At 71.3% G+C, this 19917-nt stretch carries 21 protein-coding genes and 1 pseudogene; 6 read left to right on the top strand and 16 right to left on the bottom strand.

Translation table 11 applies throughout. From position 1 onward, the window contains the following. Positions 1-174 precede the first annotated feature (174 nt). Complete coding sequence (locus ACIQ9G_RS04985; protein ID WP_403606387.1) at positions 175-2010, top strand: endonuclease/exonuclease/phosphatase family protein; 1836 nt, start codon at positions 175-177, stop codon at positions 2008-2010. 220 nt (positions 2011-2230) lie between these two features. Here ACIQ9G_RS04985 and ACIQ9G_RS04980 read toward each other — a convergent pair whose 3' ends face one another. Together ACIQ9G_RS04980 and ACIQ9G_RS04975 are read right to left on the bottom strand one after the other, a co-directional pair. Beyond that, positions 2231-2713 carry a DUF3618 domain-containing protein gene (locus tag ACIQ9G_RS04980; protein WP_403606384.1) on the bottom strand — a complete coding sequence of 161 codons (483 nt, stop codon included), beginning with the start codon at positions 2711-2713 and terminating at the stop codon, positions 2231-2233. Next, on the bottom strand, positions 2710-3222 hold the full coding sequence (locus tag ACIQ9G_RS04975; protein ID WP_403606381.1) for a phage holin family protein: 513 nt from the start codon (positions 3220-3222) through the stop codon (positions 2710-2712). Before ACIQ9G_RS04975 ends, ACIQ9G_RS04980 begins: the two co-directional genes overlap by 4 nt. A gap of 324 nt (positions 3223-3546) precedes the next feature. On the opposite strand from ACIQ9G_RS04975, the gene dapA reads away from it, so the two are divergent. Both dapA and ACIQ9G_RS04965 read left to right on the top strand, forming a co-directional pair. Continuing rightward, a complete protein-coding gene (dapA, locus tag ACIQ9G_RS04970; RefSeq protein WP_403606378.1) occupies positions 3547-4488 on the top strand; it encodes a 4-hydroxy-tetrahydrodipicolinate synthase in 942 nt (313 codons plus the stop codon). A 103-nt stretch (positions 4489-4591) separates the two neighbouring features. Then, on the top strand, positions 4592-4813 hold the full coding sequence (locus tag ACIQ9G_RS04965) for a hypothetical protein (RefSeq protein ID WP_403606375.1): 222 nt from the start codon (positions 4592-4594) through the stop codon (positions 4811-4813). Between the two features lie 433 nt (positions 4814-5246). On the opposite strand, the gene dapD is transcribed toward ACIQ9G_RS04965, so the two are convergent. The 11 genes from dapD to ACIQ9G_RS04910 all read right to left on the bottom strand — a co-directional run bounded on the left by dapD (position 5247) and on the right by ACIQ9G_RS04910 (position 13927). Beyond that, a complete protein-coding gene (gene dapD, locus ACIQ9G_RS04960) occupies positions 5247-6236 on the bottom strand; it encodes a 2,3,4,5-tetrahydropyridine-2,6-dicarboxylate N-succinyltransferase (protein ID WP_403606372.1) in 990 nt (329 codons plus the stop codon). 53 nt (positions 6237-6289) lie between these two features. Continuing rightward, positions 6290-6868: a TetR/AcrR family transcriptional regulator gene (locus ACIQ9G_RS04955; RefSeq protein ID WP_403606369.1), complete on the bottom strand. Its 579-nt coding sequence runs from the start codon at positions 6866-6868 to the stop codon at positions 6290-6292. Beyond that, on the bottom strand, positions 6868-7188 hold the full coding sequence (locus tag ACIQ9G_RS04950; protein WP_403606366.1) for a DMT family transporter: 321 nt from the start codon (positions 7186-7188) through the stop codon (positions 6868-6870). The genes ACIQ9G_RS04955 and ACIQ9G_RS04950 overlap by 1 nt, the downstream gene beginning before the upstream one ends. Before the next feature lie 149 nt (positions 7189-7337). Beyond that, the gene (locus tag ACIQ9G_RS04945; protein WP_403606363.1) at positions 7338-7670 is read right to left on the bottom strand and encodes a metal-sulfur cluster assembly factor; all 333 of its coding nucleotides are present in this window, start codon (positions 7668-7670) and stop codon (positions 7338-7340) included. Then, on the bottom strand, positions 7667-8134 hold the full coding sequence (sufU, locus tag ACIQ9G_RS04940; protein WP_403606360.1) for a Fe-S cluster assembly sulfur transfer protein SufU: 468 nt from the start codon (positions 8132-8134) through the stop codon (positions 7667-7669). The genes ACIQ9G_RS04945 and sufU overlap by 4 nt, the downstream gene beginning before the upstream one ends. Before the next feature lie 18 nt (positions 8135-8152). Then, positions 8153-9409: a cysteine desulfurase gene (locus ACIQ9G_RS04935; protein WP_403606357.1), complete on the bottom strand. Its 1257-nt coding sequence runs from the start codon at positions 9407-9409 to the stop codon at positions 8153-8155. Then, positions 9406-10170, bottom strand: a complete 765-nt coding sequence (gene sufC, locus ACIQ9G_RS04930) for a Fe-S cluster assembly ATPase SufC (RefSeq protein WP_403606354.1) — start codon at positions 10168-10170, stop codon at positions 9406-9408. Before sufC ends, ACIQ9G_RS04935 begins: the two co-directional genes overlap by 4 nt. Before the next feature lie 7 nt (positions 10171-10177). Next, positions 10178-10501 (bottom strand): bifunctional 3-phenylpropionate/cinnamic acid dioxygenase ferredoxin subunit, encoded by a 324-nt coding sequence (locus ACIQ9G_RS04925; protein ID WP_403606351.1) that lies wholly within the window; start codon positions 10499-10501, stop codon positions 10178-10180. Next, on the bottom strand, positions 10498-11682 hold the full coding sequence (gene sufD / locus ACIQ9G_RS04920; protein WP_403606348.1) for a Fe-S cluster assembly protein SufD: 1185 nt from the start codon (positions 11680-11682) through the stop codon (positions 10498-10500). Before sufD ends, ACIQ9G_RS04925 begins: the two co-directional genes overlap by 4 nt. A gap of 80 nt (positions 11683-11762) precedes the next feature. Beyond that, a complete protein-coding gene (sufB, locus tag ACIQ9G_RS04915) occupies positions 11763-13184 on the bottom strand; it encodes a Fe-S cluster assembly protein SufB (RefSeq protein ID WP_403606345.1) in 1422 nt (473 codons plus the stop codon). After that, positions 13181-13927 carry a helix-turn-helix transcriptional regulator gene (locus ACIQ9G_RS04910; protein WP_403606342.1) on the bottom strand — a complete coding sequence of 249 codons (747 nt, stop codon included), beginning with the start codon at positions 13925-13927 and terminating at the stop codon, positions 13181-13183. The genes sufB and ACIQ9G_RS04910 overlap by 4 nt, the downstream gene beginning before the upstream one ends. A gap of 191 nt (positions 13928-14118) precedes the next feature. Here ACIQ9G_RS04910 and ACIQ9G_RS04905 point away from each other — a divergent pair, with 191 nt between their 5' ends. From ACIQ9G_RS04905 to ACIQ9G_RS04895, 3 genes are read left to right on the top strand one after another with little or no spacing between them, the layout of a single operon-like run. After that, the gene (locus tag ACIQ9G_RS04905; protein WP_403606339.1) at positions 14119-15045 is read left to right on the top strand and encodes an ABC transporter ATP-binding protein; all 927 of its coding nucleotides are present in this window, start codon (positions 14119-14121) and stop codon (positions 15043-15045) included. After that, positions 15042-15815, top strand: coding sequence for an ABC transporter permease (locus ACIQ9G_RS04900; RefSeq protein ID WP_403606335.1), 774 nt, complete (start codon positions 15042-15044; stop codon positions 15813-15815). The genes ACIQ9G_RS04905 and ACIQ9G_RS04900 overlap by 4 nt, the downstream gene beginning before the upstream one ends. Before the next feature lie 56 nt (positions 15816-15871). After that, a complete protein-coding gene (locus tag ACIQ9G_RS04895; RefSeq protein ID WP_403606332.1) occupies positions 15872-16882 on the top strand; it encodes a heme A synthase in 1011 nt (336 codons plus the stop codon). Positions 16883-17097: 215 nt separating this feature from the next. Here ACIQ9G_RS04895 and ACIQ9G_RS04890 read toward each other — a convergent pair. The 3 genes and pseudogenes from ACIQ9G_RS04890 to ACIQ9G_RS04880 all read right to left on the bottom strand — a co-directional run bounded on the left by ACIQ9G_RS04890 (position 17098) and on the right by ACIQ9G_RS04880 (position 19766). Continuing rightward, positions 17098-18202: pseudogene (locus ACIQ9G_RS04890) on the bottom strand (amidohydrolase family protein). 103 nt (positions 18203-18305) lie between these two features. Continuing rightward, positions 18306-18662 carry a hypothetical protein gene (locus ACIQ9G_RS04885; protein WP_403606329.1) on the bottom strand — a complete coding sequence of 119 codons (357 nt, stop codon included), beginning with the start codon at positions 18660-18662 and terminating at the stop codon, positions 18306-18308. A 135-nt stretch (positions 18663-18797) separates the two neighbouring features. Beyond that, positions 18798-19766 carry a heme o synthase gene (locus ACIQ9G_RS04880; RefSeq protein WP_403606326.1) on the bottom strand — a complete coding sequence of 323 codons (969 nt, stop codon included), beginning with the start codon at positions 19764-19766 and terminating at the stop codon, positions 18798-18800. Positions 19767-19917: the final 151 nt, after the last annotated feature.

Raw genomic sequence — 19917 nt, 5'->3', positions numbered from 1 at the left:
TGGCCGAAACCTTGACAACTACCGTGACCACACTGGAGATTGACGCGCGTAGAAATTCGGGGGACATCTGTTCACTGATCTCTGCGCGCGCCGCCTCCGCCCCACCGGTCGCGGCCCGCGGTCCCACGCTCCACCCACGTCCCGGCGCTCACGAAACTCCCCGGAGGGATTCCGTTGCCGAGCAAGTCTTCCGCGCGCCTCGGCGCGCTGACCGTCGCCGCCGTCTGTTCCGCGGCGGCCGCTGTTCAAATGATCGTCCTGCCCGTGGCGGCGCACGCCGACTCCGTGCGCATCCACGACATCCAGGGCACCACCCGGACCTCGCCGTACGCCGGCCAGAAGGTCACCGACGTGGCCGGAATCGTCACCGGCGTGCGCACCTACGGCTCGTCCAAGGGCTTCTGGATGCAGGACCCGGCCGCCGACGACGACCCGGCCACCAGCGAGGGCGTCTTCGTCTTCACCGGTTCCGCCCCGAAGGTCGCCGTCGGCGACTCCGTCACGGTCACCGGCACGGTCTCGGAGTACGTGCCCGGCGGCACCTCCTCCGGCAACCAGTCGGTCACCGAGATAACCAAGCCCACCGTCACCGTCGTCTCCGGCGGCAACGCGGTTCCGGCCCCGGTCGTCGTCGGCGCCGACTCCGTGCCGGACGCGTACACCCCGGCCGGGGACCCCGCCGCGAACGGCTCGATCAACGGCCTGCCGCTGCGGCCCTCGACGTACGCCCTGGACTACTACGAGTCCCTGGAGGGCATGAACGTCCAGGTCGCCGACGCCCGCGTGGTCACCGCGACCGACCCGTACAGCGAGCTGTGGGTCACGGTGAAGCCGCACGAGCACCGCAACCGCCGCGGCGGCACGGTGTACGGCTCCTACGACTCCCAGAACACCGGCCGGATCCAGATCCAGTCCCTCGGCCCGACCGCCGGCTTCCCCGTCGCGAACGTCGGCGACACCCTCGCCGGCACCACCACCGGCCCGCTGGACTTCAACCAGTACGGCGGCTACACCCTGGTCGCGAGCAGCCTCGGCACGCTCGAGCAGGGCGGCCTGGAGCGGGAGACGACCCGCAGGCAGTCGCGCGGCGAGCTGGCGGTGGCCACGTACAACGTGGAGAACCTCGACCCGTCCGACGGCACCTTCGCCGCCCACGCCTCCGCGATCGTGAACAACCTCCAGTCGCCGGACATCGTGTCCCTGGAGGAGATCCAGGACGACAACGGCGCCACCGACGACGGCACGGTCGACGCCGCGCAGACGGTCACCAAGCTGATCGACGCGATCGTCGCGGCGGGCGGCCCGAAGTACGACTGGCGCTCGATCAACCCGGTCAACGACCAGGACGGCGGTCAGCCGGGCGGCAACATCCGCCAGGTCTTCCTGTTCAACCCCGAGCGGGTGTCCTTCACCGACCGTCCGGGCGGCGACTCCACCACCGCCGTCGGCGTCACCGGTGAGCACGGACGGGCGGCCCTGACGGCCTCCCCGGGCCGGATCGACCCGGCGAGCGACGCCTGGGAGGACAGCCGCAAGCCGCTGGCCGGCGAGTTCGTCTTCCGTGGCCGCACCGTCTTCGTGATCGCCAACCACTTCGCCTCCAAGGGCGGCGACCAGGGGCTGGCCGCGCAGTACCAGCCGCCGGTGCGCAAGTCGGAGGTCCAGCGGCACCTGCAGGCCGCCGAGGTGAACGCCTTCGTCAAGGACATCCTGAAGGTGCAGCGGAACGCGGACGTCATCGCGCTCGGCGACATGAACGACTTCGAGTTCTCCGACACCGCCGGCATCCTCGAGGGTGACGGCGAGCTGTGGTCGGCGATCAAGTCGCTGCCGAAGAGCGAGCGGTACACCTACGACTACCAGGGCAACGAGCAGGTCCTGGACCAGATCCTGGTCAGCCCGTCGATCCGGCGCGGCTGCGACTTCGAGTACGACAGCGTGCACATCAACTCGGAGTTCCACGACCAGATCAGCGACCACGACCCGCAGGTGCTGCGGTTCCACCCGTAGTCGCGGTCCCGCGGTCCCGCGGCCCCTCCGGGGTTCCCGCGATCTCGCGGAACGGCCGGAGGGGCCCCGCGCCCGAGCGCGGGGCCCCTCCGGCCACTGCTGCCACTCCTGCCGCCACTGCGACTGGCCGCAACTGTCTCGAACCACTGTCGCCGCTGCCGCTGACGCCTCTCCCGCCGGGCGCGTACGGCGTCCGCCCCGCGCCCTCGACCGGTCGGCGTCAGTGGCGTCCGCCGTGCCGCCGGGCCAGCACTCCCGCCGTGACGACGGCCGCGCCGACCGCACCGGCGATCATCATCGGGCGCGGGTTGCGGCGGCAGGCCTCGACGGCGGCGCGCATCCGGCGCGGCACGGTCTGCCCGGCCGCGTGCCCGGTCTCAGCCGCCCTCTCGTGTGCCGCGTGCCCGGCGTGGCTCGCCCTCTCCTGCATCCGGTGCCCGGCATGGCTCGCCTTCTCCTGCACCCGGTGCCCGGCCCGCGAGGCGGTGCTGCGCAGATGCACCGTCATCGCGCCGGCCTTGTCCCGCAGATCGGCGGCACGGGCCTTGGCACGGCCCTTCACGTCGGCCTTGGCGGCCAACTCCTCCACGGTGTCGCCGAGCTGACTCCTCGTCTCCTCGATCTGCTGCCGCAGTTCGTCGGGGCCCTTCGCGCCGGCGGCCGGAGTGGATCCGCCGCCCGCCCCCTGCGTCCTGTCCGTCATCGGTGGTGCGCCCTTTCCTTTATCTCCTCGACATCCGCCTTGACACTGCCGAGCGCCTCCTCGGGCGTGGGCGGCGTGGCCCGGCGCAACTGGGCGCGGCCCGTCGCGGCCAGCACGCCGGCCACCGTGAACAGCACGGCGGTCACGATGAGCGCCGCGGCCCACACGGGCAGCACCAGCGAGAGCGCGGCGGTGCCCGTCCCGGCGAGCGCGATCAGGCCGACGTAGCCGACCGCGCCCGCGGCGCCGATCAGCCCGCCGCCGCGCCCGGCGCGCCGTCCCTTCTCGGTCAGCTCCTCCTTGGCGAGGGCCAGTTCCTGCCGCACGAGGCGGGAGACCTGTTCGGTGGCCTGCTGGACGAGTTCGCCCACCGAGTGCTCGCCCACCGGTTCTCCGCGTGCCGCGCGTTCACCGCCGGGGTGGGCACCCACGGCGTGCCCGCCCGTGGCGCGGTCGTCCACCGGGCGGCGCTCGGAGAGCGCGGGCCTGGCGTTGGTGGTCCCGGTCACGGTGTTCCGCCTCCTCTCGGTCCGGAACACCCGGGTACCCCGGGTAGCCCCCGCTACCCCTGGCCCGCACCGCCGGAGCCGCGCCCGCCCAGGCGGGCGAGCCGGGCCTGGAACCAGTCCGGCCGGGGCCGCAACAGGGCGGCCTCCGCGACGAGTTCGGGGACCCCGACCCCCTCGCCCCACCCGGCACCACCGGGACCACACGCTCCGGCGGCCTCCCCGGGACCACCGAATCCGCTTGTGCCCGTCCATGCAGCAAGGCTTACCTGTATCCGACAGAAGATTTAAGTGGAGCTTCACAATGATCCCGCCGACACTACTCCCATGACGACGACTGCCACGACGAGCGCGACGACGAGGACGAAGCCGGCCCCGGCGTCCGGGGCCCCGCCCTTCGGCCGCGCCCTCTGCGCGATGATCACGCCGTTCACCCCGGCGGGCGCGCTCGACACCGCCGGCGCCGGCCAGCTGGCCGACCGTCTGGTGTCCGAGGGCTGCGACGGCCTCGTCCTCAGCGGCACCACGGGCGAGTCGCCGACCACCACGGACGCCGAGAAGGCCGCACTGGTCCGGGCCGTGCGCGAGGCGGTCGGGAACCGGGCCTCGATCGTCGCGGGCGTCGGCACCTCCGACACCCGGCACACCGTGGAACTGGCGCGCCAGGCCGAGAAGGCGGGCGCCGACGGGGTGCTGGTGGTCACGCCGTACTACAGCAGACCCCCGCAGGACGCGGTGGAGGCGCACTTCCGCGAGGTCGCCGACGCGAGCGGGCTGCCGGTGATGCTCTACGACATCCCCGGCCGCACCGGCACCCGCGTGGAGCCCGACACCCTGCTCCGCCTGGCCGGCCACCCCAGGATCGTGGCGGTCAAGGACTGCTCCTACGACTTCCTCGGCGCCCAGCGGGTCCTGGCCCGGACCGATCTGGCGTACTACGCGGGCTGCGACGAGCACAACCTCGCCCTCTACGCGGTCGGCGGCGCGGGATACGTCAGCACGGTCGCGAACGCCGTCCCGCACCGGCTCCGCGCCGTGCTGGACGCGTTCGACGCGGGCGACACGGCAGGGGCTGCCCGGCTCCAGCGGCAGGCCACCGGGCTCATCGCGCGGATGATGTCCGCCGGCCTGCCCGGCGCGGTCACCGCCAAGGCCCTCCTCGGCGCCCTCGCCCTGCCCGCGGGCCCCGTCCGCGCCCCCCTGCGGCCCGCCGACCGGGAAACGACCGACGGTCTCCTGGCGGAGTACGAACACCTCGCGACCCCCTGAGGCGGCCCGCCCGGCGGACGCGCCACGAGGGCGGCGGCAGTTCCCATCCGGATCTGTGCCGACGGCCACAGCGAACGGGCTACGTTTAGGTTCATACTGAGCCATGACAAAGTCTGCTGCACCGAAGCGTCACTTGCCCACCAGCCCCTTCAAGGCCCCGGTCACGCCGACTCCCAAGCACTTCGCCATGGGCGACCAGGTCACACATGACGTGTACGGCCTCGGCCGGGTGATCGGCATCGAGGACGGAATCGCGGCGCTCGTGGATTTCGGCTCGGCGCAGATGCGGATCTTGAGCCCGTACGCCAAGATGACCAAGCTGTAGGACCGCTGTGCCCGGTCACCGGCACACCGGGTCCCTTCAGGGGACCCGCACCGAAAGAGAGAACTCTCATCGATCTGAAGCCGCTGTTCTCCGCCCCGAACGGGCAGCCCCGCTGCTCCGCCGCGGCATCGCCGCGACCGACGGCGAACCCCTTCCAGACCCCTGACTTCGGGCAGGACGAGGCCCTGCCGCTCGACGGCGCACAGGAGCCCGCCTCGGGTATGCCTGCGGCGCGACCCGGGGCAGCTCAGCTCCACGAATGACGGTGGCTGCGGCAACTGGCCGCGGGCCGTCACACACATGAGCGCCCTCCCGGGCCGTCCTCGGCCGCGAAAGGGCGCTCAGTGGTGACCACCGTCAACAGCTGCCGACAGCTCAGCAGCAGGTCAGAGCGTTGATCGATCAGGCGGCCGCAGGTCACGGCCGCCGACGGTCAGTTGTGGCTGTGCAGGATCTCGTTCAGGCCGCCCCAGACCGCGTTGTTCGGGCGGGCCTCGACCGTGCCGGTGACCGAGTTGCGGCGGAAGAGGATGTTGGAGGCGCCGGAGAGCTCGCGGGCCTTGACGATCTGACCGTCGGGCATGGTGACGCGGGTGCCCGCGGTGATGTAGAGGCCGGCCTCGACGACGCACTCGTCGCCGAGCGCGATGCCGACGCCGGCCTCGGCGCCGATCAGGCAGCGCTCGCCGATGGAGATGATGACGTTGCCGCCGCCGGACAGGGTGCCCATGGTGGAGGCGCCGCCGCCGATGTCCGAGCCGTCGCCGATGACGACACCGGCGGAGATGCGGCCCTCGACCATGGACGTGCCGAGCGTGCCCGCGTTGAAGTTCACGAAGCCCTCGTGCATGACCGTGGTGCCCTCGGCGAGGTGCGCGCCGAGGCGGACGCGGTCGGCGTCGGCGATGCGGACGCCCTTGGGGGCGACGTAGTCCGTCATGCGCGGGAACTTGTCGACGGACGTCACCTGGAGGTGCAGGCCCTCGGCGCGGGCGTTGAGCCGCACCTTCTCCAGGTCGTCGACGGCGACCGGGCCGAGCGAGGTCCAGGCGACGTTGGCGAGGTGGCCGAAGATGCCGTCCAGGCTCTGGCCGTGCGGCTTGACCAGGCGGTGGGAGAGCAGGTGCAGGCGCAGGTAGACGTCGTGCGCGTCGGTCGGCTTCTCGTCCAGGGAGGCGATGACCGTGCGGACCGCGACCACCTCTACGCCCCTGCGGGCGTCCGGGCCGATCGCCGCGGTCGCGCCGCCGCCCAGCAACTCCGCCGTCTGCTCGGCGGTCAGGCGCTCGGTGCCGGCGGGGCCCGGCTGCTCGACCAGTTCGGGCGCGGGGAACCAGGTGTCGAGAACGGTGCCGTCGGAGGCGATCGTGGCGAGGCCGGCGGCCACGGCGCCAGTGGTGCGAGGAGCAGTCGTGTCGGTCATGAGGGCAACCTAACCGGCCGGGGGCCGTGGAGGCGAACCCGCCCGGCACCGTCTCAGGTGACGGGCGGGCCGGCCTCCGGCCGGTCACGGGGACCGGGCGGGACGATCCGGGCGAGCGCCTCGCGCGCGTACCGTTCGTCGTACGCCGCGCCGGTCAGCAGCACCTGCAGACAGATGCCGTCCATCAGCGCCACCAGCGCCCTCGCCGTCACCGGGTCGGTGCGGCGGGCGAGGAGGGACGCCAGGCCGTCGGCCCACTCGGCGGCCACGGGACGCAGTGCGGGGCGGCGCAGGGCGGCGAGGTAGAGCTCGTACTCCAGCTCGACACCGGTCCGGTCGCCCGCGAGCCACTCCCCCATCAGGGCCGCCAGTTCCCCGGCCAGATCGTTCCGCGGGTCCTCCAGGCCGCCGCGTGCGGCGATCGCCTTGGCGAAGCCCTCGTTGGCCTGCCGCAGCGCGGCGACCAGCAGCTCGTCGAGGGTGCGGAAGTGGTACGTCGTGGAGCCGAGCGGCACATCGGCCTCGGCGGCGGCGGAGCGGTGACTCAGGCCGGCGATGCCCTTGGCGCCGACCACCCGGATCGCCGCGTCGATGATCCGCTGCCGCCGCTCGGGGTCGTGTCGCCGGGCCATCAGTGGGCCCCGCCCAGGTTCAGCACCACCACTCCGCCGATGATCAGCACGATCCCGGCGACCTTGGCCGTGCTCAGCCCCTCGCCGAACAGCACCAGCCCGAGCGTCGCGACGGTCGCGGTGCCGACCCCCGACCAGATGGCGTAGGCCGTGCCGATGGACAGGGACTCGAGGGTCCGGGCGAGCAGCAGGAAGGACACCACGTACCCGAGGACGGTCACCAGCGAGGGCCCGAGCCTGCTGAAGCCGTCGCTGTACTTCATCGCGGTGGTGGCGGCGACTTCGGCGGCGATGGCGCCGGCGAGCATCACGTATCCCATAGGGGAAGCGTAACGCTCGATGTGTACGGCCGTACACATCGAGGGCGCACGGCGGTGACGGGCAGGAAGAGGTGCGGGGCAGGAAAAGACGAAAGCGGCGACGCCCTTCGGCGTCGCCGCTTTGCCGGCCGCGAACGGGCCAGGGGAACTCAGACGTTGAAGCCGAGCGCGCGCAGCTGATCGCGCCCGTCGTCCGTGATCTTGTCGGGACCCCACGGCGGCATCCAGACCCAGTTGATGCGCAGCTCGTTCACGAGGCCGTCCGTGGCGGACTTGGCCTGGTCCTCGATGACGTCCGTCAGCGGGCACGCCGCCGACGTCAGGGTCATGTCGACGGTGGCGATGTTGGCCTCGTCGACGTGGATGCCGTAGATCAGGCCGAGGTTGACGACGTCGATGCCCAGTTCGGGGTCGACGACGTCCATCAGGGCCTCACGGAGCTCCTCCTCCGAGGCCGGCTTCATCTCCGCGGTCTCGCTCATGCCGTCTTCCTTTCGGCGTCGGCTCCGTCCAGCGCCTGGGCCGTCGCGTCCTTCCACGCCATCCAGCTCAGGAGGGCGCACTTCACTCGTGCGGGGTACTTGGAGACACCGGCGAACGCGACGGCGTCCTCCAGGACCTCCTCCATCGCGTCGTCCGGCTCGAGCCGGCCCTTGGACTGCATCAGCTCCAGGAAGGTCTCCTGGATCTTCTGCGCCTGGCCCAGCTCTTTGCCGACGAGCAGCTCGTTCAGCACGGAGGCCGAGGCCTGGCTGATGGAGCAGCCCTGGCCCTCGTACGAGACGTCCGCGATGGTGGTGCCGTCGTACTTCACGCGGAGCGTGATCTCGTCGCCGCAGGTCGGGTTGACGTGGTGCACCTCGGCGTCGCCATCCCGCAAGCCCCGCCCGTGCGGGTTCTTGTAGTGGTCCAGGATGACTTCCTGGTACATCGAGTCCAGCTTCACGGTCTCAGCTCACGCCCCTCAGCCGAAGAAGTTCCGTACGTGCTCCAGGCCGTCGACCAGTGCGTCGATCTCGGCCGGCGTGGAGTACAGATAGAAGGACGCTCGCGTGGTCGCAGGAATTCCGTACCGCAGGCAGACGGGCCGCGCGCAGTGGTGGCCCACGCGCACCGCGATGCCCTGCTCGTCGAGGACCTGGCCCACGTCGTGGGGGTGGATGTCACCGAGCGTGAAGGAGATCGCGGCGCCCCGGTCCTCGGCCGTGGTCGGGCCGATGATCCTCAGGCCGGGCACCTCGGCCAGCCGCTGCACCGCGTACTCGGTGAGCGCGTGCTCGTGGGCGAGGATCTTGTCCATCCCGATCGAGTTCAGGTAGTCGATCGCCGCGCCGAGGCCGACCGCCTGGGCGATCGGGGGCGTGCCCGCCTCGAACTTGTGCGGGGCGGGAGCGTACGTCGACGAGTGCATCGACACCGTCTCGATCATCTCGCCGCCGCCGAGGAACGGAGGCAGGTCCTCGAGGAGCTCCTGGCGGCCCCAGAGCACGCCGATGCCGGTCGGGCCGCACATCTTGTGGCCGGTGAAGGCCACGAAGTCGGCCTGCAGGGCCTGCACGTCCAGCGGCATGTGCGGGGCGGCCTGCGAGGCATCGACGCAGACCAGGGCGCCGACCTCCTGCGCCCGGCGGACTATCGCCTCGACCGGGTTCAGGGTGCCGAGGATGTTGGACACCAGCACGAAGGAGACGATCTTCGTCTTCTCCGTGATGACCTCGTCGATGTTGGAGAGGTCGAGGCGGCCGTCGTCGGTCAGCCCGAACCACTTCAGCTTCGCGCCCGTGCGCTGCGCGAGCAGCTGCCACGGGACGATGTTGGAGTGGTGCTCCATCTCCGTGATGACGATCTCGGTCTCGTGGTCCACCCGGTAGGGCTCGTCGGCCCAGCCGAGCATGTTCGCCACGAGGTTGAGCGACTCGGAGGCGTTCTTGGTGAAGATCACCTCGTCGCGGCTCGGCGCGTTGATGAACGCGGCGGCCTTGTCGCGCGCTCCCTCGTACAGCGCCGTGGCCTCCTCGGCGAGCACATGCACACCGCGGTGGACGTTGGCGTTGTAGCGCTCGTAGTACTCGCTCACGGCGTCCAGCACCTGGCGCGGCTTCTGCGAGGTCGCCGCGTTGTCCAGGTACACGAGCTTCCGCCCGTCGTGGACCACGCGGTCCAGGATGGGGAAGTCCTTGCGGATCGCCTCGGTGTCGAGAAGGCCCGGCAGCTGTGTCACTCGGATGCGCCACCCTTCACGTAGGCCTCGTAGCCCTCGTTCTCCAGCTTGTCGGCGAGCTCGGCGCCGCCGGACTCGACGATGCGGCCGCCGGAGAAGACGTGGACGTAGTCGGGCTTGATGTAGCGCAGGATGCGCGTGTAGTGCGTGATCAGGAGGGTGCCGACCTCGCCGGACTCGCGGACGCGGTTGACGCCCTCGGACACCACGCGCAGCGCGTCGACGTCCAGGCCGGAGTCGGTCTCGTCGAGGATCGCGACCTTCGGCTTGAGCAGTTCCAGCTGGAGGATCTCGTGGCGCTTCTTCTCACCGCCGGAGAAGCCCTCGTTGACGTTGCGCTCGGCGAAGGAGGGGTCCATGTGGAGACGCTCCATGGTCTCCTTGACCTCCTTCACCCAGGTGCGCAGCTTGGGGGCCTCGCCGCGGACGGCGGTGGCGGAGGTGCGCAGGAAGTTGGAGACCGAGACGCCGGGGACCTCGACCGGGTACTGCATGGCCAGGAACAGGCCGGCGCGGGCGCGCTCGTCGACGGACATCTCCAGGACGTCCTCGCCGTCGAGGGTGACGGTGCCGCTGGTGATCGTGTACTTCGGGTGGCCCGCGAGGGAGTAGGCGAGGGTCGACTTGCCGGAGCCGTTGGGGCCCATGATGGCGTGCGTCTCGCCCTGCTTCACGGTGAGATCGACGCCCTTGAGGATCTCCTTCGTGGCGTTGTCCGCCTCGACGGTGACGTGCAGGTCTCGGATTTCAAGCGTTGCCATGGGTGCCTCAGGACTCCTGGGTGAGGGAGACGAGCACGTCGTCCCCTTCGATCTTTACGGGGTATACGGGGACGGGGCGCGTCGCGGGAAGGCCGGACGGCTTGCCGGTGCGGAGGTCGAAGCTGGAGCCGTGCAGCCAGCACTCGATCTGGCAGTCCTCCACCTCGCCCTCGGAGAGCGAGACGTTCGCGTGCGAGCAGACGTCGTGGATCGCGAACACCTCGCCCTCGGTCTTGACGACCGAGATGGGGGTGCCGTCGAGTTCCACCCGCTTCGGGGTGCCGTCCTCAAGCTCGCTCAGCGCACAGGCGCGGACGAAGGCGGCGCTCATGCGACCGATGCCTCCAGCTCTTCCTCGATCTTGGCGAGCAGGCGCTCCTCGATGTCCTCGAGGCCGATCTGCTGGACCAGCTCGGCGAAGAAGCCGCGGACCACCAGGCGGCGGGCCTCGTGCTCCGGGATGCCGCGGGCCATCAGGTAGAAGAGCTGCTCGTCGTCGAAGCGGCCGGTGGCCGAGGCGTGACCGGCGCCGACGATCTCGCCGGTCTCGATCTCCAGGTTCGGCACCGAGTCGACCCGCGCGCCGTCCGTGAGGACGAGGTTGCGGTTCATCTCGTAGGTGTCGGTGCCCTCGGCCTTCGCCTCGATGAGCACGTCGCCGATCCACACCGCGTGGGCGCTGTCGCCCTGGAGCGCGCCCTTGTAGACGACGTTGGACTTGCAGTGCGGGGTGTTGTGGTCGACCAGGAGGCGGTGCTCCTGGTGCTGGCCCTGGTCGGTGAAGTACAGGCCGAACAGCTCGGCCTCGCCGCCGCTGCCGGCGTACGTCACGCGCGGGTGCAGCCGGACCACGTCGCCGCCGAAGGTGACGACCACGGACTTGAAGGAGGCGTCCCGGCCGACGAGGGCGTTGTGCTGGGCCACGTGCACGGCCTTGTCGTCCCAGTCCTGCACCGAGACGACGGTCAGCTTGGCGCCGTCGCCGAGGAGGTAGTCGACGTTGGCGGCGAGCACCGCGTCACCGGTGTGGTCGATGACGACGACGGCCTCGGCGAAGGCGCCGAGCTCGATGATCTGGTGGCCGAAGGCCGTGCCGCCCTGGCCGTGCACCGCGATGCGGATCGGCTCGGTGAGGACGGTCTCCTTCGGCACGGTCACGACCGAGGCCTTCTCGAAGGCGGAGTACGCCTGCGCGGCGACGCGGTCCACCGGGGTGCCCGCCCTGCCGAGCCGGGCGTCGTCGCGGCCGACGGACTCGACGGTGACGCCCTCGGGGGCCTGCACCTCGACCTTCACGCCCTCGCCGGTGGCGGCGGCGGTGCCGTCGTGCAGGCCGCGCAGCCGCTCCAGCGGGGTGAAGCGCCACTCCTCCTCACGGCCGTGCGGGACCGGGAAGTCCGCCACGTCGAAGGAGGGCGGGGCACTCATGCGCGTGGCGACGGTCGACTCGGCGGCGACCGCGATCGAGCCGGCGGTGGTCGAACCCACCGGGATGTTCTGGGCCTCAGCCATGGCTGTCGTAATGCTCGCTTTCTTGCGGTAAGTGGCTTGACGGGGACGGCGGGCCGGCGGGTGCCGGCCCGGGCCGGTGACTAACCGACCGCGCCCTCCATCTGCAGCTCGATCAGCCGGTTGAGCTCCAGCGCGTACTCCATGGGCAGCTCCTTGGCGATCGGCTCGACGAAGCCGCGCACGATCATCGCCATCGCCTCGTCCTCGGACAGACCGCGGCTCATCAGGTAGAAGAGCTGGTCCTCGGAGACCTTGGAGACGGTGGCCTCGTGGCCCATGGACACGTCGTCCTCGCGGACGTCCACGTACGGGTACGTGTCCGAGCGGGAGATGGTGTCGACCAGCAGCGCGTCGCACAGCACGTTCGACTTGGAGCCCGGGGCGCCCTCGCCGATCTCGATCAGACCGCGGTAGGAGGTACGGCCGCCACCGCGCGCCACCGACTTGGAGACGATGTTGGACGAGGTGTTCGGGGCCATGTGGACCATCTTGGCGCCCGCGTCCTGGTGCTGCCCCTCGCCCGCGAAGGCGATGGACAGGGTCTCGCCCTTGGCGTGCTCGCCCATCAGGTAGACGGCGGGGTACTTCATCGTCACCTTGGAGCCGATGTTGCCGTCGACCCACTCCATGGTCGCGCCCTCGTAGGCCACGGCGCGCTTGGTGACCAGGTTGTAGACGTTGTTCGACCAGTTCTGGATGGTCGTGTAGCGGCAGCGGGCGTTCTTCTTGACGATGATCTCGACGACCGCGGAGTGCAGCGAGTCCGACTTGTAGATCGGGGCGGTGCAGCCCTCGACGTAGTGCACGTAGGCACCCTCGTCGACGATGATCAGGGTCCGCTCGAACTGGCCCATGTTCTCCGTGTTGATGCGGAAGTAGGCCTGGAGCGGGATCTCGACGTGCACGCCCTTCGGCACGTAGATGAAGGAGCCGCCGGACCACACGGCGGTGTTCAGCGCGGCGAACTTGTTGTCGCCGGCCGGGATGACGGTGCCGAAGTACTCCTTGAAGAGCTCCGGGTGCTCCTTCAGCGCGGTGTCGGTGTCCAGGAAGATGACGCCCTGCTCCTCCAGGTCCTCGCGGATCTGGTGGTAGACGACCTCCGACTCGTACTGGGCCGCGACACCGGCGACGAGGCGCTGCTTCTCCGCCTCGGGGATGCCGAGCTTGTCGTACGTGTTCTTGATGTCCTCGGGCAGGTCCTCCCAGGACTCCGCCTGCTTCTCCGTGGAGCGCACGAAGTACTTGATGTTGTCGAAGTCGATCCCCGACAGGTCCGAGCCCCAGTTCGGCATGGGCTTCTTCTCGAAGAGCTTCAGGCCCTTCAGACGCAGCTTGGTCATCCACTCCGGCTCGGACTTCTTGCCCGAGATGTCGCGGACGACCTCCTCGTTCAGGCCGCGCCTGGCGGAGGCGCCGGCCGTGTCGGAGTCGGCCCAGCCGTATTCGTACTTGCCCAGGCCCTCGAGTTCGGGGTGAGCAGTCTCCGTGGGGAGAGTCATGCGGGGTTCCTCCCGGCTGTGCTTGCAGATGCGTCGTGTGATGCGTCGTCGGAAATCTTGGGGATGAACGTCGTGCAGACGCCGTCGCCGTGGGCGATGGTGGCCAGTCGCTGGACGTGCGTTCCGAGCAGCTCGGCGAAGATCTCCGTCTCCGCCTCGCACAGCTGGGGGAACTGCTCCGCGACGTGGGCCACCGGGCAGTGGTGCTGGCAGAGCTGCTCGCCGACCGGTGCGCTGCGCGCCGTAGCAGCGTAGCCGTCCGCGCTCAGCGCCTTCGCCAGCGCCTCGGCGCGCTGGTCGGGGGCGACGCTCTCGATCGCCCTGCGGTAGGCGCCGGCCTGGGCGGCGATCCGGGCCCGGGCGAAGGCGGCGACCGCCTCCTGCCCGCCCTCGCGCTCGGCTATCCAGCGCAGCGCGTCCGCGGCCAGCTTGTCGTACGACTGGTCGAAGGCGTCCCGGCCGCAGTCGGTGAGCGCGAACACCTTGGCGGGGCGGCCGCGCGTGCGCGCGCCGTACACGCGCTGCTCGCGCGCCTCCACGACGTCGTCGGCGACGAGCGCGTCCAGGTGCCGCCGTACGGCCGCGGGGGTGAGCCCCAGGCGTCCGGCGAGCTCGGTGACGGTCGACGGGCCGTGGTCCAGGATCGACCGCGCGACGCGGTTGCGCGTCGAGCGCTCACCGGTCGCGAGCTCCTCGTGAGGGGCCCCCGTGGGGGTCTCCCGAGCCTCGCCGACGTTTTTCACAACGCCATTGTTGCGTAATTCCTCGGAGACTGACAAGCGGCGTCCGAACGGCCCGGCGGTGCCCTGCGTCACTTAGGTGAACCTAATCCCACCTGCGGAAACGATCTTTGATCACCCGGCGGACGCCCCGTAAGAAGGGTTTCCGCACCCGCCCGCCCGGAGCGCCGGGCGCCTACCTAGACTCTGGACCCATGCGAAGTGAGCCCGTGGTCCAGGTACAGGGCCTGGTGAAGCGGTACGGCACGAAGACCGCCGTGGACGGCCTCGACCTGGTGGCCCGGCCCGGTGTGACCGCCGTACTCGGCCCCAACGGTGCGGGCAAGACGACGACGGTCGAGTCCTGCGAGGGGTACCGGAAGCCGGACTCCGGCACGGTGCGGGTCCTGGGCCTCGACCCGGTGACGCAGTCCGCGCGGCTGCGCCCCCGCATCGGTGTGATGCTCCAGTCGGGGGGTGTCTACTCGGGCGCCCGCGCGGACGAGATGCTGCGCCACGTGGCCCGGCTGCACGCGCACCCCCTGGACGTGGACGCCCTGATCGAGCGGCTCGGGCTCGGTGGCTGCGGGCGGACGGCGTACCGCCGCCTCTCCGGCGGCCAGCAGCAGCGGCTCGCGCTGGCGATGGCCGTGGTGGGCCGCCCGGAGCTGGTGTTCCTGGACGAGCCGACCGCCGGCCTGGACCCGCAGGCCCGCCGGGCCACCTGGGACCTCGTGCGCGACCTGCGCGCCGACGGGGTGTCGGTCATCCTCACCACGCACCACATGGACGAGGCCGAGCAGCTCGCCGACGACGTCGCGATCATCGACGCGGGCCGGGTCATAGCCCAGGGCACCCCCGAGGAGCTGTGCCGCGGCGGCGCCGAGAACACCCTGCGCTTCAGCGGCCGGCCGGGCCTCGACGTGGGCTCGCTGCTCAAGGCGCTGCCCGCCGACTGCACCGCGGCCGAGCTGACGCCGGGGGGCTACCGGGTCGTCGCGGGCAAGGTGGACCCGCAGCTGCTGGCCACGGTCACGTCGTGGTGCGCGCAGCACGGGGTGATGCCGGACCGCATCTCGGTCGAGCGGCACACCCTGGAGGACGTCTTCTTGGAGCTCACCGGCAAGGAGCTGCGCTCATGACCACCGCAACCGGCACCTACACCCCCAAGCCCGGGCCGGCCCCGCTCCCCCGCATGATCGCGGCGCAGGCGGTGCTGGAGACCCGGATGCTGCTGCGCAACGGCGAGCAGCTGCTGCTGACCGTGGTGATCCCGACACTGCTCCTGGCGCTCTTCGGCTCGGTGGACATCGTGGACACCGGCGCGGGCAGGGCCGTCGACTTCCTCACCCCGGGCGTCCTCGCGCTGGCGGTGATGTCGACGGCGTTCACCGGCCAGGCCATCGCCACCGGCTTCGAGCGCCGGTACGGGGTGCTGAAGCGGCTGGCCTCCTCGCCGTTGCCCCGTTGGGGCCTGATGACGGCCAAGACGGCGTCGGTGCTGGTCACCGAGGTCCTTCAGATCGTCCTGCTGACGGTCGTCGCCTTCGCCCTGGGCTGGTCCCCGCACGGCGACCCGCTCGCCGTTCTGCTGCTGCTGGTCCTCGGCACGGCGGCTTTCTCGGGCCTCGGCCTGCTGATGGCCGGCACCCTCAAGGCCGAGGCCACCCTGGCCGCCGCCAACCTGGTCTTCCTGCTGCTGCTCGTCGGCGGCGGGGTGATCGTCCCGCTGGACAAGTTCCCTTCCGGCGTCCAGGAGGTACTGGGCCTGCTGCCCATCTCCGCGCTGTCGGACGGGCTGCGGGCGGTGCTGCAGCACGGCGCCGCGACGCCCTGGGGCGACCTCGGCGTCCTCGCGGTGTGGGCGGTCGTGGGGCTGGCGGCCGCCGGGAAGTTCTTCCGCTGGGAGTAGGGGACGCACGTCTTCCGACGGACCCTCGTGAAAGCGTGCACAAGCAGCCGCCTACGATGGGACGCGTGCCAAAGCTGACCCGCGCCGACGCCGTAGCGGCCGTGCGCAACCCGCTCGCCCTCGTCGCCGCCCGCTGGACCCCGCGTCCGAGGACCGTCCAGCGCGCGGCCCTCGCCGCGCTCGTCATGGCGGTCGTCATCGTCGTCACCGGCGGCGCGGTGCGCCTGACCGGCTCCGGTCTGGGCTGCCCGACCTGGCCCACCTGCACCGATGACTCGCTGACCACGACCCGGGCGATGGGTCTGCACGGCGTGATCGAGTTCGGCAACCGCATGCTGACGTACGTGCTGTGCGCGGCCGTCGGCTGGGCGATCGTCGCGGCGCGCGCGCAGAAGCCCTGGCGGCGGGGTCTCACCCGGCTGGGGTGGGCGCAGTTCTGGGTCGTCATGGGCAACGCGGTGCTCGGCGGCATCGTGGTGCTCGTCGGCCTGAACCCGTACACGGTCGCGGCGCACTTCCTGCTCTCCACTGCGCTCATCACTGTCGCCACGGTGATGTGGCAGCGCACCCGCGAGGGTGACGCGGCGCCGCGCCCGCTGGTCGGCGCGGCGGTGCGGCAGCTGGTGTGGTTCCTGGTGGCCGCGAGCGCGCTGCTGATCGCGGTCGGCACGGTGGTGACCGGGGCGGGGCCGCACGCGGGCGACTCCAAGGAGGTCGCGCGCATCCCGCTGGACTGGGAGACGGTCACCAAGCTGCACGCCGTGCTGGCCTGGATCGTGGTGACACTGACGTTCGCCCTGTGGTTCGTCCTGAAGGCGGTCGAGGCGCCCACCGGCCCGCTGCACCGCACCCGTGACCTGTTCCTGGTCCTGCTCGGGCAGGGCGTCATCGGCTACGTGCAGTACTTCACGCATCTGCCCGAGGTGCTGGTCGGCCTGCACATGCTGGGTTCGTGCCTGGTGTGGATCGGGGTGCTGCGCGTGCTGCTGGCGCTGCGCGAGCGGCCCGGGGCGACGGCGGACGTGCCGGGCCCGTCGGCCGGGGCCACGCTGACGAAGGCGTCGTAGCACCGGAGGCGGGCGTCCGCCCGCGGCCGGATCGCGAGGGGGGGCGCGCACCCGCAGGCGGCACAGACCGCGGCGACCCGCACCCTCAGGCGGCAGATCGCCGCGGCACCCACCCACGGCCGATCGCGGCGACCCGCACCGGGCCGCGGCGGGACACGCCCGGCACGGCCGGTCCGCCGGCTCGGTTCACACCGCCCGGGAGACCGGCGGGCAGGTCATTCCAGTCCGTACACCCGCCGCGCGTTCCCCGCGGCGATCAGGCCCGCCACCCGCCGGGCGTCGGCCTGTGACCAGGCGCCCTCGGCGACCCAGGCGCCCAGCACACCGCCGAGCGCCTCGCGGAACACCCGCGCCCCCACGACGTGCAGCTCGGGCAGGCCGTGCGCCCCACTGGAGAAGAGGATCTTGCCGAAGGGGGCCAGCTCCAGGATCTCGGCGAGGACCGTCGCCGCCCGGGCCCCGGTGCGCACCAGCGCGGCGCCCGAGTCGGCGTACACGTGCGGGAAGACGCCCGCGAGGTGGGCGGCGTGCCGGTGGTGCGGACAGCCGTGCAGCAGCACGATGTCCGTGCCCAGGCCCGCGGTCGCCCGTACGAAGTCGGTGAGCAGGGCCGGACCCTGGCTGTCGATGCGACCGGGCTCGCCGACCCCCGCGTGCAGTTGCAACGGGATGCCCGAGGCGACGGCGATCCACAGCAGGTGCCTCAGCAGCACCGGGTCGCCGAGCTCTTCGCCGGCCCGGCGTCCGGCCAGCCAGCGGCTCGCCGCTCCCCGCACCTCCCCCGGCCCCGGCGGCTCGGGCGCGAGGGCCAGGCCGTGCCGTGCGCCCGCGACGGAGGTGAAGGCGACGGCGTGCGCGGCGGCGCCGTGCACGGACTCGGCGAGGTTGGCGAGAAAGGACTCGACGGTGCCGGAGGTGTCGGCGACCTGCTCGGCGAGGAGTTCCAGGCGCACGATCTCGCGGGCCTCGGCGGCTCCCGCGGAGGCCATCTCGGCGGGGCCGGTGAGGTCGCCGGGGAGGCCGGTGTCGACGAGGTAGGTGGTGATGCCGCTGCCGCGCAGGAGTCTGCGGCCGGTCTCCAGGACGCCCAGCTCGCGGCGCCGGGCCAGATAGCGGGCGGGCGGGCAGTGCGGTTCGAGGCCGAGCAGCGGGGGGGCACCAGCGGCGCACGGCGAAGCCGGTCTGGGTGTCGAAGAGGGTGGTGCCCGGCGCGGGCGGGCCCTCGGTCCGGGCGAGCCGGGCCTCGAAGGTGCCGAGGCCCAGCTCCGTCCTCAGTACGCCGTGGCAGTACTGGTCCACCAGGGACGGCGTTTCGATCATCCGGGCTCTCCCGCGACTGGGCCTGGTCCTCTCTCAGGTCCTAACGGGTGAACCGGGTGTCAGGTGTTGCTCCGCCGCGATCCGTAGGAAGATCCGACGACTGTCAGCCGTTGCTCGGACCGCCGACCTGGATACCCGCCATGCGCGTCCACTCGTACGGGCCCGTCCTCACCTTGGCGGCGAACTCGCCGTCGAACGCCTCGTGGACGGTGATCCCGGCCTTCTCCACCGCCTGCTCGGCGATCGCGCGGCTGGGCGCCACCAGGTCGCCCCAGCCGCCGTCCGCGCCGACGAGCACGATCCGGGCGCCGCGCTCGCCGATGTAGGCCACCTGGCCCTCGGCGCCGCCGTGCGCCTTGGAGAAGGCGCTGATCTGCCGGGCGAGCCTGGTCGCCCGGCGCTCGGCCTTGGCGAGCTGCTTGGGGTCGGTGCCCTCGTCAACCTGCTTGGTGTCTGCCATGGTCAGGATGCTACCGACGGGTAGGCGACGCTGCGACAGGAGGGGCGAGTGGCCTTGACCACCCGGGAGGCGCCGCCGCACGTCCGGCCGTCCGCGGGTCGTCCGCGGCCGCCCGCGCCGCTCACGGCGGGGCGCTCAGCGCAGGAAGGGATCCACCGCCACCGCCACGAACAGCAGCGACACATAGGTGATGGACCAGTGGAACAGGCGCATCTCCTTGAGCTTGCCGCCCGTCGTCTCGGCCTTGGCCCGGTTCTGCAGGGCGTGCGCCTCCCACAGCCACCAGCCGCCCGCCGCAAGGGCGACCGCGGTGTAGAACCAGCCGGTGTAGCCGAGCGGCGTCAGCAGCAGGGAGACGCCGACCATCACCCAGCTGTAGATCACGATCTGCCGCGCGACGACCTTGTTGGAGGCGATGACCGGCAGCATCGGCACGCCCACGCGCGCGTAGTCGTCCTTGACCTTCATGGACAGCGGCCAGTAGTGCGGCGGGGTCCAGAAGAACATGACGAGGAAGAGGATGACGGGCGCCCAGGACATGGAGTCCGTGACCGAGGACCAGCCGATCAGCACCGGCATGCAGCCGGCGATGCCGCCCCAGACGATGTTCTGCGAGGTACGCCGCTTGAGGATCATCGTGTAGACGACGACGTAGAAGAGGAGCGCTCCGAGCGACAGCCACGCCGACAGCCAGTTGACGGTGAGACCGAACAGCAGCGTCGAGACGACGGCCAGCGTGATGCCGAAGGCGAGGCACTCGCGCGGGCTGACCATGCCGGTCACCAGCGGCCGCTGCGAGGTGCGGTCCATCAGGGCGTCGATGTCACGGTCGATGTACATGTTCAGCGCGTTGGCGCCGCCCGCGGACAGATAGCCGCCGACACAGGTGAGGAGCACCAGCGTCAGGTCGGGCACGCCCCGCTGGGCCAGGAACATCACCGGAACGGTGGTGATCAGCAGCAGCTCGATGATCCGCGGCTTGGTCAGCGCCACGAACGCCTTGACACGGGCCCCGAACGGCCGGTGACTCGGGCTCTGGCTCGCACCGAGTACCCCCGCTGGACGGGATTCGACGGCCGTCACGCACACCCCTGACAGAGACATCCCAGCGAGCCCCCACCCTGTGAACCGACGGTGAAGGCTCGCGCGTACCACGCCACTGTAGACGTTGCCCAGACCCGGACATTCGCGGGGGTGGGGTCGTGTTGGCCACGCTGCCCGGACGTGGGTGTCCCTGCTGGTCGGGCGGTCGTCC

Source organism: Streptomyces sp. NPDC096152, from assembly GCF_044763235.1.
Taxonomy (GTDB): Bacteria; Actinomycetota; Actinomycetes; order Streptomycetales; family Streptomycetaceae; genus Streptomyces.
The sequence above is the reverse complement of the archived record's forward strand: the minus strand, read 5'-3'. Positions and strand labels throughout refer to the sequence as shown.

Excerpts from the sequence above, each read along its gene's own strand:
- sufC (WP_403606354.1), bottom strand. The coding sequence starts at position 10,170 with ATGGCAACGCTTGAAATCCGAGACCTGCACGTCACCGTCGAGGCGGAC.
- sufB (WP_403606345.1), bottom strand. The coding sequence starts at position 13,184 with ATGACTCTCCCCACGGAGACTGCTCACCCCGAACTCGAGGGCCTGGGC.
- ACIQ9G_RS04925 (WP_403606351.1), bottom strand. The coding sequence starts at position 10,501 with ATGAGCGCCGCCTTCGTCCGCGCCTGTGCGCTGAGCGAGCTTGAGGAC.
- ACIQ9G_RS04945 (WP_403606363.1), bottom strand. The coding sequence starts at position 7,670 with ATGAGCGAGACCGCGGAGATGAAGCCGGCCTCGGAGGAGGAGCTCCGT.
- ACIQ9G_RS04895 (WP_403606332.1), top strand. The coding sequence starts at position 15,872 with ATGGGACGCGTGCCAAAGCTGACCCGCGCCGACGCCGTAGCGGCCGTG.
- ACIQ9G_RS04880 (WP_403606326.1), bottom strand. The coding sequence starts at position 19,766 with ATGTCTCTGTCAGGGGTGTGCGTGACGGCCGTCGAATCCCGTCCAGCG.
- ACIQ9G_RS04885 (WP_403606329.1), bottom strand. The coding sequence starts at position 18,662 with ATGGCAGACACCAAGCAGGTTGACGAGGGCACCGACCCCAAGCAGCTC.
- ACIQ9G_RS04900 (WP_403606335.1), top strand. The coding sequence starts at position 15,042 with ATGACCACCGCAACCGGCACCTACACCCCCAAGCCCGGGCCGGCCCCG.
- dapD (WP_403606372.1), bottom strand. The coding sequence starts at position 6,236 with ATGACCGACACGACTGCTCCTCGCACCACTGGCGCCGTGGCCGCCGGC.
- ACIQ9G_RS04905 (WP_403606339.1), top strand. The coding sequence starts at position 14,119 with ATGCGAAGTGAGCCCGTGGTCCAGGTACAGGGCCTGGTGAAGCGGTAC.
- ACIQ9G_RS04955 (WP_403606369.1), bottom strand. The coding sequence starts at position 6,868 with ATGGCCCGGCGACACGACCCCGAGCGGCGGCAGCGGATCATCGACGCG.
- ACIQ9G_RS04965 (WP_403606375.1), top strand. The coding sequence starts at position 4,592 with ATGACAAAGTCTGCTGCACCGAAGCGTCACTTGCCCACCAGCCCCTTC.
- sufD (WP_403606348.1), bottom strand. The coding sequence starts at position 11,682 with ATGGCTGAGGCCCAGAACATCCCGGTGGGTTCGACCACCGCCGGCTCG.
- ACIQ9G_RS04980 (WP_403606384.1), bottom strand. The coding sequence starts at position 2,713 with ATGACGGACAGGACGCAGGGGGCGGGCGGCGGATCCACTCCGGCCGCC.
- ACIQ9G_RS04950 (WP_403606366.1), bottom strand. The coding sequence starts at position 7,188 with ATGGGATACGTGATGCTCGCCGGCGCCATCGCCGCCGAAGTCGCCGCC.
- dapA (WP_403606378.1), top strand. The coding sequence starts at position 3,547 with ATGACGACGACTGCCACGACGAGCGCGACGACGAGGACGAAGCCGGCC.